Source organism: Paenibacillus sp. J31P316 (genome assembly GCF_056269105.1).
On sequence record NZ_JBWDNI010000001.1, the window covers coordinates 146,994 to 161,068 of the forward strand.

At 56.0% G+C, this 14,075-nt stretch carries 13 protein-coding genes; 6 read left to right on the forward strand and 7 right to left on the reverse strand.

Features of this window, described 5'->3' with window-relative positions; all coding sequences use genetic code 11:
- Positions 1-37 precede the first annotated feature (37 nt).
- On the reverse strand, positions 38-2,542 hold the full coding sequence (locus AC0YNU_RS00605) for a WG repeat-containing protein (RefSeq protein ID WP_475752377.1): 2,505 nt from the start codon (positions 2,540-2,542) through the stop codon (positions 38-40).
- Positions 2,543-2,831: 289 nt separating this feature from the next.
- On the opposite strand from AC0YNU_RS00605, the gene AC0YNU_RS00610 reads away from it, so the two are divergent.
- Together AC0YNU_RS00610 and AC0YNU_RS00615 are read left to right on the forward strand one after the other, a co-directional pair.
- Positions 2,832-4,322: an ABC transporter permease subunit gene (locus AC0YNU_RS00610; protein WP_475752378.1), complete on the forward strand. Its 1,491-nt coding sequence runs from the start codon at positions 2,832-2,834 to the stop codon at positions 4,320-4,322.
- A complete protein-coding gene (locus AC0YNU_RS00615) occupies positions 4,315-5,037 on the forward strand; it encodes an amino acid ABC transporter ATP-binding protein (RefSeq protein ID WP_475752379.1) in 723 nt (240 codons plus the stop codon). The genes AC0YNU_RS00610 and AC0YNU_RS00615 overlap by 8 nt, the downstream gene beginning before the upstream one ends.
- Before the next feature lie 161 nt (positions 5,038-5,198).
- Here the strand turns inward: AC0YNU_RS00615 and AC0YNU_RS00620 are convergent, their stop codons facing one another.
- From AC0YNU_RS00620 to AC0YNU_RS00630, 3 genes are all read right to left on the reverse strand, one after another.
- Positions 5,199-5,558 carry a GIY-YIG nuclease family protein gene (locus AC0YNU_RS00620; RefSeq protein WP_475752380.1) on the reverse strand — a complete coding sequence of 120 codons (360 nt, stop codon included), beginning with the start codon at positions 5,556-5,558 and terminating at the stop codon, positions 5,199-5,201.
- A 58-nt stretch (positions 5,559-5,616) separates the two neighbouring features.
- Positions 5,617-7,914 carry an AAA family ATPase gene (locus AC0YNU_RS00625; RefSeq protein ID WP_475752381.1) on the reverse strand — a complete coding sequence of 766 codons (2,298 nt, stop codon included), beginning with the start codon at positions 7,912-7,914 and terminating at the stop codon, positions 5,617-5,619.
- 354 nt (positions 7,915-8,268) lie between these two features.
- Positions 8,269-9,000 (reverse strand): MOSC domain-containing protein, encoded by a 732-nt coding sequence (locus AC0YNU_RS00630; protein ID WP_475752382.1) that lies wholly within the window; start codon positions 8,998-9,000, stop codon positions 8,269-8,271.
- A gap of 235 nt (positions 9,001-9,235) precedes the next feature.
- On the opposite strand from AC0YNU_RS00630, the gene AC0YNU_RS00635 reads away from it, so the two are divergent.
- Positions 9,236-9,982 (forward strand): SDR family NAD(P)-dependent oxidoreductase, encoded by a 747-nt coding sequence (locus AC0YNU_RS00635; protein WP_475752383.1) that lies wholly within the window; start codon positions 9,236-9,238, stop codon positions 9,980-9,982.
- Positions 9,983-10,201: 219 nt separating this feature from the next.
- Here AC0YNU_RS00635 and AC0YNU_RS00640 read toward each other — a convergent pair whose 3' ends face one another.
- Complete coding sequence (locus AC0YNU_RS00640; protein ID WP_475752384.1) at positions 10,202-10,642, reverse strand: DUF1761 domain-containing protein; 441 nt, start codon at positions 10,640-10,642, stop codon at positions 10,202-10,204.
- Positions 10,643-10,880: 238 nt separating this feature from the next.
- Between AC0YNU_RS00640 and AC0YNU_RS00645 the strand changes: the two genes are divergently transcribed.
- From AC0YNU_RS00645 to AC0YNU_RS00655, 3 genes are read left to right on the forward strand one after another with little or no spacing between them, the layout of a single operon-like run.
- Entirely contained in the window at positions 10,881-11,123 is a 243-nt protein-coding gene (locus tag AC0YNU_RS00645; RefSeq protein WP_475752385.1) for a spore coat associated protein CotJA, read from the forward strand.
- Complete coding sequence (locus AC0YNU_RS00650; RefSeq protein ID WP_475752386.1) at positions 11,120-11,380, forward strand: spore coat protein CotJB; 261 nt, start codon at positions 11,120-11,122, stop codon at positions 11,378-11,380. The genes AC0YNU_RS00645 and AC0YNU_RS00650 overlap by 4 nt, the downstream gene beginning before the upstream one ends.
- A 42-nt stretch (positions 11,381-11,422) precedes the next feature.
- Positions 11,423-11,992, forward strand: a complete 570-nt coding sequence (locus AC0YNU_RS00655) for a manganese catalase family protein (protein WP_475752387.1) — start codon at positions 11,423-11,425, stop codon at positions 11,990-11,992.
- Positions 11,993-12,120: 128 nt separating this feature from the next.
- On the opposite strand, the gene msrA is transcribed toward AC0YNU_RS00655, so the two are convergent.
- A complete protein-coding gene (msrA, locus tag AC0YNU_RS00660; RefSeq protein ID WP_475752388.1) occupies positions 12,121-13,089 on the reverse strand; it encodes a peptide-methionine (S)-S-oxide reductase MsrA in 969 nt (322 codons plus the stop codon).
- 62 nt (positions 13,090-13,151) lie between these two features.
- A complete protein-coding gene (locus tag AC0YNU_RS00665; RefSeq protein ID WP_475752389.1) occupies positions 13,152-13,823 on the reverse strand; it encodes an HAD family hydrolase in 672 nt (223 codons plus the stop codon).
- Between the last annotated feature and the right edge of the window lie 252 nt (positions 13,824-14,075).

Genomic DNA, 14,075 nt, shown 5'->3' on the forward strand with positions numbered 1-14,075 from the left:
ACAGTAACAGTACCGGGATCCGCCATGACCGCTCACGCTAATTATGAAAGGACTGCCAGAACTCGCCCTCCGTATTGAGTATGCTGCCCACCTGCGTGAACGGAATGGTGAAGGTCGGGAATCCCGCGGCATACGGTCCGATATCGTACGGTTGAAAATACACGTGAAGCGCATTGTCCGTGACGAAGAACGGCTGATCCGGCTGGATGCCCTTATAAGCGTCCGGGAACACGTACGAATATTGCGGATCCTCCTTGATCTGTTTCGCGATGATGTCGCTTAGTACTTTCACGTAGTCGCTGCCGGGCTTGAAGAGATCCTTCAATGCAAACAGCCGCCCGTCCGTGAGATGGATAATCGCGTACGTCTTCGTCGGCATGCCGTGCGCGGCGCCGAACGGGAAATTATAGCCGGTCAGCTCCAGCTGAAGCAGCTGCTGCTTGTAGAACGAGACGTCGAAATCGCCGCTATACGTGTATTCCAGCTGTTCGTCGGCCGGAATCGGTTTCACCTGGGACATCGTCTTCAGCTCATCGTTCAGCTTCCGCTGCGCCGCTTCGTCCGCCATGCCGTCGACCTGCGGATAATAGACGAGATAATCTTGATTCGGCTTGTATTTCAGCTCTTTCACGGCATACGGCGGCTGCAGCGGGATGACCGTGTTCTGCTTCCAGACGATTCGGCCGTCGCGGGCCAGATAGGACAACCGTTGATCGATAAAGGCTTTGATCAAACCGCCTTCCTCGACCGAAAGCGTTCCGCTGCCGTCAACGCGCGGATAGCCTTCCGCAGGCTTGCCGCTTCGGTCGATGAAATACGTTTGTTTCGCGTCCGTCACGGAGGCAAGCCCGTTCTTGAAGTCGGATATGTCGTGATAGACGAAATCCGTCAGACGCTTGCCGTTCCAGTCCGCAATCGCATAACGCGAGCCGATGTACGGCTGCTCGGGGTTGACCGCGCGTCCGAGCGCCAGCCGGTCCTCGCCAAGATCCCGAATATCGTTGTAACCGGGCTGAACGATGACTTTTCCCCGTTTATCGATGACGCCGTAGCTGTTCTTGTAATCTTCGGCCGTATTCACGATGGCCCGCCCGTTCCGGAACGGGAACGCCGATGTATAGGCTGGCTGAATGACGACATCTCCGCTTTCGTTGATGTAGCCGTATTTGCCGGCGGGGTCGTTCTGGAACGCCAATAGTCCGTCGCCCGGCGGGCCGACATAGGCATGCGCGAAACTCGCGATCGTGCGGCCGTCTTTTCCGATGAGGGCATAATCATTGTCCTTGACCTTCACGAGCGCCCTGCCGTCGTGGAAGTCGTTGGCCTCGAGAAACTGCGCCGGAATGGCCGCGTTGCCTGCCGCATCGAGATAGCCGTACTTGCTCTCTCCTCCGGAACCGTCGCTGCCGTCGCCCGTCACATAGAAGAGCGCCCGTCCGCCTTGCATTTCCGCGATGAACGGATACGCCCGTTTGGTGACGACCCTGCCTTCCTCGTCGATCAGCTTGAAGCCTTCTCCGTCGATGACGGTCGCGCGCCTCTCCGAGAACGAGCCGATGGAATCGTAAGTCGGCTTGACGACATACTGGGCAGAAGAATCGATGAGCCCGTATTTCCCGCGCTCCGAAACGACCGCGAGTCCATTGGGCTGAAAGTCCATTGCGTCGTCAAAACGAACCGGGATCGCCATTCTGCCGCTTCGGTCGACATACCCCCAGCGCGTGCCTCTCGTCGTCTTGACCGATGCCGGATATAACGCCGTCGCTCTCGGCGCAGGGACCGGTTCGATGGCGGAACGAATGCGGCTCTCCAGCGCGAGCAAGGTCTCCCTGGTCGGCAGTTGAACGATGTCCAGCGCCTTGCGGATCGAGACCAAGGCAGGCTGCAGCATGCCCGCGCGATACTGCGCGTCGGCAAGTCCATGCCAATAGAGCGGACTGTCCGGATATTGCCGCGTCAGTTGATCGTAATAAAGCACCACTTTCGGAAAATAATAACGGTAGGCATCCGGAGCCGGCGCAAAGGCGCCGTTCGTCCAACGCATAATCTCGATCTGATAAGCGCCGCCGCCGGCATGATTCCAAATCGCAAGCTCCGTCTTGCCGTCCGCGCCGCGATGCCCGGGCATATCCATCGCTTCCAGAGAGCTGAAGCACATCCCGGCCGGCGCCGCGTCTCGCAGTCCTTCTCGCGTCCATTCGTAGACCGACAGCTTCGATAACGTCGAATCGATTTTCCACCCTACGGTGAGATTCGGCACGCCTGCACGCATGATCGGTATCGCTGCAATATGCGTAACGCCGAATCCGATCCCTTTCACGGTCTGCGTCGCTGTCCAAACACCGCCGCGGAAGGCCAGCGCGAGCAAATGAAGCTCGCCGTTCAAGCGATAGACCGCGGCTAGCTCCGGCACCCGGTCTCCGTTCAAGTCCGCCGCGAATACCGCCGCACGCGCGTATGGTCCGTCGATCATCGCCAATTCCGCGCCGTCAGGCAGATGGGCAGCGGCAATTCCGATCAGCTGCGGCTCATAATCAGCCATAGTCAGCCATCCTCCCTCTTTCCCGCATCTTCGCCTAATGGTATGCGGCCAAGAAGCAGATATGCCTTGCAAGGGCGGTTGATCGGCGCAATAATTCCCACAAATTGAGGGATTGACTAGGTTTATCGCGATAGGGCATAGTTAACGATGGTCAAAAAGGAGCCGCGAGTGCCGTTAAACCGGTGAACGGCTCTATTCTCGTCAACAAAACAAGCTGCGCATGAAGGGAACGTATTCGATCTGCAAGTTGTACATACGCCATTCGATCATGCCAAGAAAGGAGCCCGTCATGAACCTTTATAAGAAGCTTCGCACGAGACGCCTGTTTGCCGTGCTATTGCTGCTTGCGATCGTCGCGGTGGCCAGCACCGGACTGCAGCGTCCGGGATTGAACGGAATCGCCGCCGCGGCCGGCAGCGATGTCTGTCAAGGCAAACCGCTCGTCATGGGCACCTCGCCCGACTATCCGCCTTATGAGAACACCGACGCCAAAAACGGCGGCGACATCGTCGGGCTGGATATCGATATCGCCAAATCAATCGCGGCCAAGCTCGGCTGCAAGCTCGAAATATCCGGCATGGACTTCAACGGTCTGATTGCCGCGCTCCAAACGAGCCGCGTCGATTTCGTCATGTCCGGCATGTCCGTTACGGACGAACGAAAACAGAGCGTCGATTTCTCGAACACGTATTATGCGGCCCGCAATACGATCGTATCGAAGAAGAAGAATCCTTACGAGACGCTGGAGCAGCTGGAGGGCAAGCGCATCGGCGTTCAGCTCGGCTCCACCCAAGAGAATGCCGTCGCCGGACTGAAGGACGCGTCCGTCAAGAAGCTGAATCGCATTCCCGATCTCATTCAGGAAATCAAATCGAACCGGATCGACGCCGCGATCGTCGAAGATGCCGTTGCGCTTGATGCCATTGCGGCCAACCCGGATCTCGCCATCACGATGCTTCCGGCGGAGAACGCCCAGGAAGGCTACGCGATCGCCTTTCCCAAGGGTTCCGCGCTGACGTCTGTTTTCAACGATGCGCTTCAGGACATGGAAGCCAGCGGCGAGAAGCAGGAAATCATCGAGAAATGGTTCGGCAAGCATGAGGCCGTCAAAGCCGGCAAGCATACGATCGACTTCAGCACGCTGAACGGCTATACCTCTTATATTCTGCGCGGAGTCTTCGTCACTTTATTGTTTACGATCGTCTCTGCATTGCTCGGCTTCATCTGGGGTACCATCCTATCCTTGTTCAAGCTATCGACGATCAAGCCGCTCGTCTGGTTCGCCACCGTATATACGTCGGTCTTCCGCGGAACGCCGCTGCTCCTCCAGCTGGTGTTGATCTATTACGCGACGCCGCAGCTGACCGGCTACGATATTCCGCCGCTGATGGCGGCCGGTCTCGCGTTCGGCCTCAACTCCGCGGCTTACTTGTCGGAAACGATCCGAGGCGGCATTATGGCGGTTGACCGCGGTCAGCGCGAGGCGGCCATGGCGCTTGGCATTCCGTACCGCACGATGATGATCAGCATTATTTTCCCGCAGGCGGTCAAGAACATCCTCCCCGCTCTCGTGAACGAATGCGTCGCCTTGATCAAGGAATCGTCGCTCGTATCCGTCATCGGGGTTACCGACCTGCTTCGCCGCGCGAGCGTCGTCCAAGCAGCCAATTATCGGGCGCTCGAGCCGCTGCTGTTCGTCGGCGCGATCTATTACGTGCTCGTGCTTATCTTGACCTCGCTCGCCCGATTGCTCGAAAGGAGGCTGCGCCGCAGTGATTAACGTAGAAAACGTAACGAAAACATTCGGCAAGCACGAGGTGCTTCGCGGCATAACGACGACGGTCGAGCGGGGCGAGGTCGTGGCGGTCATCGGCCCTTCCGGCTCCGGCAAGTCGACGTTCCTTCGGTGCTTGAACCTGCTTGAGACGCCGACCGAAGGCCGGATTACGATCGACGGAACGGTCGTCACGGATCCTAATACGGATATTGTCCGGTTCCGTCAGCGGATCGGCATGGTATTCCAGCATTTCAATCTGTTCCCGCATATGTCCGTCATCGATAACATCATGTTCGCGCCGATGAAGGTAAAAGGCCTGTCCCGCGAGGAAGCGCGCGCCAAGGCGGCCTCGCTGCTCGAACGCGTCGGACTCGCCGACAAGGCGGATTCGTTCCCGTCGCGTCTGTCCGGCGGGCAGAAGCAGCGGATCGCCATCGCGCGCAGCCTGGCGATGGATCCGGAAATCATGCTCTTCGACGAGCCGACGTCCGCGCTCGATCCCGAAATGGTCAAGGAAGTGCTCGAGGTGCTCCGCGGACTCGCCTCCTCCGGCATGACGATGCTCATCGTCACGCACGAGATGAAATTCGCCCGCGAAGCGGCGGATACGATCTATTTCCTCGACGACGGCAAGCTCATCGAGCAAGCGCCTCCGGCGCAGTTCTTCGAACACCCGCAGAGCGAGAGAGCCCAGCGGTTTTTGGAACGCGTACTCTAAAGAAGCTGCTTGGCGGGAGCTTCATAGCAGTACAACTAACAGCAAAAATAACAGCAAAATAGCAGTACAAATAACAGCAAAAAGGGAGCCATTCATCTGATGGCTCCCTTTTCTATGTGGATATTGTACGGTCCGAAGCCGCCTTATATCGAGCAACGCGATTATCGACCGCCAGGCTGATGATAACCTTGATCCCCGTAAGGCTGCAATTTTTCCCGCCATTTCTTCTCCAGCTGCTTCATTTCCCACTTCACGTCGGCGATCTCGCCTGCGTCTTTCTCCTCCAGCACCTCGTATTCGAACGCCTCGGCGCCGAATTCTTTCCAGTCCTTCTGAAGCTGGGCGTTCGCGAATCGCCCCATGTCCAATTGCATTTGAATGGTCAGCCATTTGTTTTTCAAGTTGGGGTAGGCATCGATGTAGATTTTACCGTTCGCCTTGTTCCGGATTTGAATGATGCCCATGAAGGTCTTGATCTCCTTGAAGTTCTCCAGCAGCTCCTTGCGTTTCCCTTTGTCCATGCTTTATCTTCCTTTCCAGTCTGTTGTTTGCTTCAGGCCGTCTTGCCTCTTGCTGGCGTCAGAGATACCGCGCGATGAGCTGCACCAGCTTGGCCGGCAGTCCGTTCAGATCCGTAATGTCCAGAAACCGTTCGCGGCCGTAGATGCGGCTGATCACGTCCTTGTCTTGCCCGATGGCGGCAGCGAGGAAAGTAACGCCTTTCCGTTCGAATTCGGCCATCGTAAGGCGCATGTCTTGTTCCGCGTGGATGCCCGTGTAATTCTCCATCGCTTTGGGCTGCCCGTCGCTGATGCTGATCATCAGCTTCGTCTGCTGCGGTGCGCTCGCCAATCGTTCGGCCATAATCCGAAGCGCCATGCCGTCGCGGTTATTGCTTCTCGCACGGATGCCCATCAGTCTATACGGGTCTTCGGCGTCCGGGCGCAGCAAATCGGCATAGGCGAAGACCGACATTTGCTCGAGGCGCGACACGTCCGCCGTATCGCCGAGGATCATGACGGGAATGCCGCACAGCATGCAAAATTCATACACCGCGACGGCAGCTCGCTTCGCCGCTTCCAATCTTCCGAACGCCGCCATCGACGCGGATTCGTCCACCCGCAGCGCAACCGCAAGCGATGGAGAGTCCGACGGCAGGCGCTTCTTCGCAAAATAATTGTAATCCTGATAGGCGACGCTGTCCGCTTGGAATTTACTTCCGTAAGCGCGGCGCTTCGCATCATCCGACTCCGCCTCCTGTTCCAGCAGCGGAAGCGCCTTTCGAGCGAGCTCCCGTACGATCGGCATCAATTCCCCGCTTACGCGTTCATACTCCCGCTTGCCGTCCTCATCCCAATCCGGGCGGTGAACGACGAGCTTCACGTTCTTGTGCATCGAAGCAGACACCGCTTCGCGTGCCTCTTGATTGAGCTGCTTGCGAAATGCTCGTGTCTGCGCGAGCGCATCTGCCGGCTTCGCTTCAGGATTTGTCTGATGATACCGCGGCGTGCCATCTTCGCCGGTATCCGAGCTTTCCGCAGCGGACCATTCATCTGAATCGGCAGCAACGCCGGAGCTCCCATCTTCGCTGTCGGCCGCTTTCTTCAGCCGAATCCCTTTTGCTTCCTCGTCGGCAACGCCGTTCTGCTCGATGGGAGCGATGGCTCCCCAAGTCTTGATTTCGATTGCTTCCGCATCGAGATCGGAAGCTGTGTTGGTTTCCGCTGCTGGCTTAGCTTCAAGCTCGGCTTCGCGTTTCGTATCCTCACCGGATTCACGCACTGCTTCAAGTTCCGCCTCGGCTGTCTGCAACTGTGCCAACAAGCCATGCTTCTCCAACGCTTCCTCCAGCAGCTTGATCTCATCGGGATCCGTCGTGATTTTGTAAATGACTTTGGCGTACAATGACTCCCGCACGCCGATGCCGCCGGCAACTGCATCCGTCCAGAACAGAAGCGACCGCATGCCGGCGACGCCCTTGATCGCATGGGCTTTGGCTGTCAGGTCGAGCAGCAGGATGACATCCGCCAGCGTTTCGATCACCCGCCTATTATGATAGCTCGTCTTGGCCATAGCACGGCTGACCATCATGTCCTTCGCGGGCAAATCCATCTTCTCCGCATGCTGCACGCGGTCGCGCAGCGATTCGTTCAGCGGCCTGACGCCCGCATAGCCGCGATTGGTCGTCATCACCGCAATGAAATCCGGATGCCTCCGAATGACCTCGGTAGGAAGGTTGATGCTGCCGTCCGGTTCCAGCGCCGAATTCAGCGCCATCAGCACCGCCGCGTCGCGGATCACTGTCGGCTCTTGAATTTCGAGCAAATAGCCGTTGCGGAACGCGTTCACGATCTCGGACGGGTAGAATCTGTACTCGACCTCATCGCCTCCCGCTTGCTCCGCAGCCAGCTTCAGAAGGCGCTGCAGCTTCAGGCTGGCCGCTTCTTCCGAGAAACCGAACGCGTCCATCAATATTCGATTCGCGCTAACATAACCGTCACTCGAATATAAAGCCTGCAGGGCAGTTCGATCCTCGAGGTCCAGCAGCGCCATTCGATTCGACGCGACGACAGGCAGTATGGCGCCGACGATATCGGATTTATCCATATCGGCGAAACAAGTGATCTTCGTATAAGGAAGACCGAACTCCGCCGACAGCGCTCTGGCAAGCTGGGTCTTCCCGGAACCGGCATCGCCTTCGAGCAAAATCGCCGCGATCTTCATCTCGCCGCGATGCCAATTGCGCTTAACCTCTCTGCAAATTCGGCGTTCTTCCTCGCTTGCGATATGAGAGGCCGGTTTCTTCCAAACGAGCGATCTTTCTTCGTCCGTCCATCGGCGATCCGGCGATAGTACGTAATCGGACATGTATTCCATATGTGATCTCCTTTCTTGCAGCCGATCTTCGGCAATGATCGATAGGGTTATTCGATCGCATCCGATCGTTGAAATTCGTTCATTCAGTGTTTTTATAATTTACTAATTTACTAAATAACTAAATCCAAAATCATTATAGTCCGAATAATCGCTGCCCGTCAAACCCAAATTGCGGATCAGTCATTCCCCGCCTTTTCTTCGCAATAAAAACAGCGATGCTGCGTGATTATGCTCCGAAATCTGTTCAAACAGGCGCCGGGAATAAAAAAAGACCCCTTCACGCGAATGCGTAAATGGGGTCCTCAGAGCCTTATCGTATCCATAATGCCGCACTTCACGCGGCATTCCTATTCATTACGAATTCTCAACGTCAAGAGATACCGTATCGCCGAGCTCGATACGCCCCGTCGAGATAACGGAAGCATAGACGCCGAAGTTGAGCTCGAATTGTTGGTTGACTTGCTTGAGCAGCGACGGATCCTTCTCCAGCGTATCGGGATCCATCGTGATCATAACGCAGCGCTCGCAATAGCTGTCTACCTGGAGACGAACGTCGCCGATCGTCAGTTGACGGCCGATCCACTCCCCTTCAAGCGGAGCGCCTTCGTTCAAGGTCACGACGAAATTGCCGCGGAATCGGCGCTGGTCCACGTCTTTTCCCGAGATGGCTTCAAGTCTGCGCAGTGACGCATCCGTAACGAGCAGAATGCTCGCACCGTCGACCGACAGCAGCTGCGGATGCTGCGGCTCGGGATGCGGGTCCTTTAATCGCGACATCGTGATCGGCGTCTTGGTCTGGCTTTGGATTTCGGCCAGCAATTGCTCGTCCCAGTCGAAGCGTCTCCCGTCCGGCGCCGTCACGCGGATATCGCCATCCTCGAAGCTTGCCTGATAAGTCATCATGGCGGGAATATTGCGCGCCGTGATATAGCGCCACCAGCCTTCTTTGCTCTCGTCGTAGAAGGTGGCGAAGCGATCCCCCTGCACGCCGTAAGGCTCGATTTCGCATGAAGCCAGCGACTCCCCTGCGAAGGATTTAATGGGATAACGGTTAATTTCGCGAATCGTTCCAATCGTGATTTGCACGTCTAAAGCCCTCCGATTTCATATCAAATTCATTTCACTTATGTATATACGATGTACCCCATAACCCCGCGCGAATACGGTTAGCTTGTCCTTCGCGAGGCTATCAGAAACCTGCAAGCTTTTATTCAACATCTCTATAATCGGACGCGGTGGTCCCCTCGGACCGATTTGACATGACCATCCTCAACGGGTATACCTGATGAATAAGGCGCATTTGGAAAAGGAGTGAGGGAACATGGCTGTCGACACGCAGTATGTCATGATTACAGGTGCCGGAGCAGGCATCGGAAGTGAACTAGCACGGGCGTACGCAAGCAAAGGCGCGACCGTGATTTTGGCCGACAAGAATGCCGAGGCGCTCGAGCAGACGGCGGAACGCATTCGCGGAACGGGCCGTCCCGTATACGGCCGCGTGTTGGACGTCAGCGATCCCGCCGCGATTGAGACCTGCTTCGCCTGGCTGCGGGAAAGCGTTGGCCGGCTCGACGTGCTGATCAACAACGCCGGGCTCGGCGCCTGGAAGTCCCCGTACGACCTCGAAGTCGACGAATGGGATTACGTCTTGAACACGAACCTGCGCGGAACGTTTCTGTGCGCGCGGGAAGCCGCCAAGCTGATGCGGACAAGCGGAGGCGGCGCGATCGTGAATCTCGCCTCGACCCGCGCGCTGATGTCCGAACCGAACTCGGAAGCCTATGCGGCATCGAAGGGCGGCATCGTTGCATTGACGCATGCGCTTGCCATCTCCCTCGGCCCGGATCGCATTCGGGTCAATGCCATCAGTCCGGGCTGGATCGAGACCGGCGATTACGGTGCCTTGCGGCCGGTCGATCACGAGCAGCATCCCGCTCAGCGCGTCGGCAAGCCGGATGATATCGCCCGAGCATGCTTCTATCTGACCGACCCGGCCAACGACTTCGTCACCGGCACCAATCTCGTTATCGACGGCGGCATGACGCGCAAAATGATGTACGAGGAATGAAGCTTCGGCCGCAAATGGCCACATCGACCCATTATAACATGAACCTGCCCACGTGTAGCAGGCTGTAGTTCAGCAAGCTTGCAGATATAATAACCCCCGCGATGAACATCATCGCGGGGGTTATTGTTATTGGTGTGCCTTGTTTCTGCCTTGTTTCTGCCTTGTTTCTGCCTTGTTTCTGCCTTGCTTCTACCCTGCCTTCTGCTCTGCTTCCGCCTGTTAGGTCCAATACCAGAAGAACAACAGCAGCATCGTGAAACGAATCACTTCGTAAGAAGTGTCGACAGCCACGACTAGCCAGCTTTTGAACTGCCACACTTTCTTGCCGACCGTAAACGGCAGGGTGAATCCCGCTGCGAGCAGCAGCGTGAACCAGAACGCATTCGCCAGGCTGTCGCCATCGTAGCCGAACGTCTGTCCGCCTGCCTGCCAAAGCTCCAAGCAAACGGCGTAAGCGATCGAAGTGACGAAGGATACGAGGATATAGATGATAAACGACTGCATTTTGGCAGCATTGCTAGGTTGGCTTGAAGATGCCGGAGTTCCGTACATGTCCCTCTGATAGGGCTTGGCCCAAATGACCGCCATCCAGAGAAAGCCAAGCGCTAGCGACAGCAATCCGGTCACCAGTACTGCCCAATAATTAATGTCATTAAACAAAACAAAAACACTCCTCGTCTCTCCAACATAGGAAACCATTTGGTTTCGTTTCCGATTATATACAACCATTTGGTTTCCTGTCAACGGGTGAGTCTCGGCTTGTCCGACTATACTTCGGACCATTCTATCCGGCGCACGGCATCCCCATATCACTGGCGTCGCCTTCACCTATCCGCTAGATTCAATACTTCCTTCTCGCGTTTATTAACTCGTAATCTTGGTCAAGGAGGCATGCGACATGAGCGAACATCGAAAAAGCTGGAAGCCGTACGCGGGCAAGAGCGATCCCTGCCCTCCGTTGAAGGAAAAGACGTACGAGACGCCGCCGAATTTGTATTTAGGCGTGCAGGAACCCGGACTGGAACAGTACAAGCCTGCCGAAGCACTTAAGAACGGTACCCTCTGGCCGGCTTTATTCGGACCCTACGAATCGCCTTACGCGGCAGCGAAGCGCGTGAAAAAGAAGGAGGATGGAGCATGAAGCAGCCGACGGTCAAAGCGATGAACCTATTGGAACAATTGCAGGCGCTCGATTTTACGTTGGTCGAGCTCCGATTGTATTTGCACACCCATCCAGACGACGCGAAAGCGCTGCGGCAGTACAACGAAACCGCCGAGCAGCGTATTGCGCTTAAAGAACAGGTGGAGGAAGAATTCGGCTCGCTTGCGCCGAATGAGCCGTTTACGCCCGGACAAGCTTCCGGCTGGGGAGAAGGCCTCTGGCCTTGGCAGTTGTAGTCCCTTGTTGACAGAACCCACATTAGAGGAGGCGCATGCCGCATGTTCGTCTACGAGAAGAAGCTACTGTATCCCGTCAAAGTCAGCAGCTGCAACCCTAAGCTGGCCAAATATTTGATCGAGCAATACGGAGGCGCAGACGGCGAGCTTGCAGCCGCGCTCCGGTACATGAATCAACGGTATACGATCCCGGATAAAGTCATCGGCTTGTTGACGGATATCGCCATGGAAGAATTTTCCCATTTGGAAATGATCGCCACGATGGTGTTCAAGCTGACCAAGGACGCGACGCCCGACCAAATTCGGGAAGCCGGCTTGGAGCCGCACTACGTGAATCACGGCAGCGCTCTCTATTACGAGAATGCGGGCGGCATTCCGTTCAACGCCTCCTACATTGCCGGCAAAGGCGACCCGATCGCCGATCTCTACGAGGATATCGCGGCCGAAGAGAAAGCGCGCGCCACGTACCAATATATTATCGATCTCAGCGACGATCCCGATCTGAACGACGGACTGAAATTTCTGCGCGAACGCGAAATCGTGCATGGCCAGCGTTTCCGCGAAGCCGTAGAGATGCTGAAGGAAAATGACAGCGAACGAAAGGTTTTCTAAGCTTCCTGGATGAACGGTCGGAGATCCCGCTACATAAGAAAAGCTGTCCTCTCGAGGACAGCTTTTTCTTCGTTCGCATGTTGTGTAGCATCTAATCCGGAATACGCATTCGGAACCATGCGGAACTCCTATCCTTGAAATAATGCCGCGTACCGCGTGAATCCGTTCGCTTCCAGTTCTTCTAGCGGCACGAACCGCAGCGCCGAAGCATTAACGCGGTAATAAGGGGGCGTACCCGCCGGACCGTCTTGCAGGAATCGCCCCAAATAGGCCTTCGATAAACGCGAACGGAGAATCGTGCGCACCTCTCCTCCGCTATAATCCGCTTCCTTGCGAACCATGCCCTCTTCGATCGGCTGCGTGAAGGCCGGCCAGCCGGTTCCGCTGTCAAATTCATCCAACGTGCTGAACAAGGCATCCCCGTTGATAATATCCACATAGATGCCGGCGCGCCCCTGCTGCCAATCGCCGCCCAGGTTAGGAGGCTCGTCCTCATTCAGCTGCGTAACCTTATATTGAAGCTCCGTCAGAAGGCTTTTCAATTGCGCCTTGTCTTTCGTGCCGTTCCAGTTTCGCTCGGCGAACGCCTCCCTGCCGGAGCCATCCACGTACAGATTGTAATTTCGCCGATGGGTCTTATAGTAATCCTGATGCTCATCCTCTGCCGGATAGAACGGTCCCGCGTCAAGGATCTCCGTCACGATCTTCTTTTTGAAGCGTCCGCTCTTCTGCAGCGCTCGCTTCGATTCTTCCGCTTGCAGCCGCTGCTCGTCACTATGCACGAATATCGCCGCTCGGTAAGAATGTCCCCGATCCTGAAACTGCCCGCCGTTGTCCGTCGGATCGATCAGCTGCCAGTAGATATCCAAGAGCCGCGCATACGGAAACAAGTCCGGTTGAAACGCGATTTGGACCGCCTCGTAATGCCCTGTCGTCTCGGTACCTACGTCCGCGTACGTCGGGTTCTCCGTATGTCCGCCCGTATACCCGGATACGATGGAATGAATGCCGGGCAGCTCGTCGAATGGCTTCACCATGCACCAGAAGCAGCCGCCGGCGAACGTCGCGACCTGCGTCTCATGTTCCTTGATGTTCATTGATTGTGTTTCCTTCCTGCCTCGTATGATGAAGACGAACGCCTCCATGACTTTTGCTATCCTTATTCGTTCAATCGACTCCACAAATCGCCCGGGTTCCGCAATTTCGGAAAGGGACTGCTTATATAGGAGTTGAACCATACCGCATGATAAACGGCGAGCCCGGCCGCACGAGCGCCTTCAAGCTCGTTGGAACCGCCGTCACCGACGAATATACACTCTACCGGCAGAACATTCAATCGCGAGCACGCCAGAGAATAGATCTCTTTATCTGGTTTGCTGCACTTCACCTCATATGAGAACAAGGCATCATCGAAGTAGGAGGGCAGTTCGGATTGCGCCCACTCGATGACCTCTTCCTGCGTGCAATTGCTAATCAGGCCAATACGCAGCTGCTTGCCGCGAAGCTGCTCCAACAGCTCGATGATCGCAGGCTGAATCCGTCGGAAAGGCAGACGCTTCTCTTCGATACGCGACTCGTGCAAGAATTGAATCGCTTCCTCGTTGATCGTCAAGCCTCTGCTCGAGAGGATGTCTCGAATGACCTCGGGAAAATCCCCAAAGGCCCCGTTCATGCGCGGCGCCTGACGCTTCGCCCATTCCTGCTTGAAGTCCCCGTTCGACAAGCCCAGCAGGTTGTCGTAATCGTAGGCTCGATTGGAGCGTCTTCGGCCGTCCTCGAACTCGGTCACCAACGTTTCGAACAAATCAAAGCATACCGCTTTGACAGCCATCGCCAAGCCTCCGCTCTATCATCCTGTTTATTCACCAGCTTCTTTTCTCGTGGATGATGAGTAGTTACATTCGCGCAGCTGCCGCTATATCCTTTCTATTTTCCCCACTATTTTCCGAGCCATTACGAAAACAAGCGCATTCACGAGAAAAGCGGAGCTTCCGTTTTCAGAAAATGCTCTCTTCCGTCATCCTGTCTGCCAATCTCGAAATGCGAACATGTGTTTTTAGCGTTTGACCCTTAAGAAAAGCAC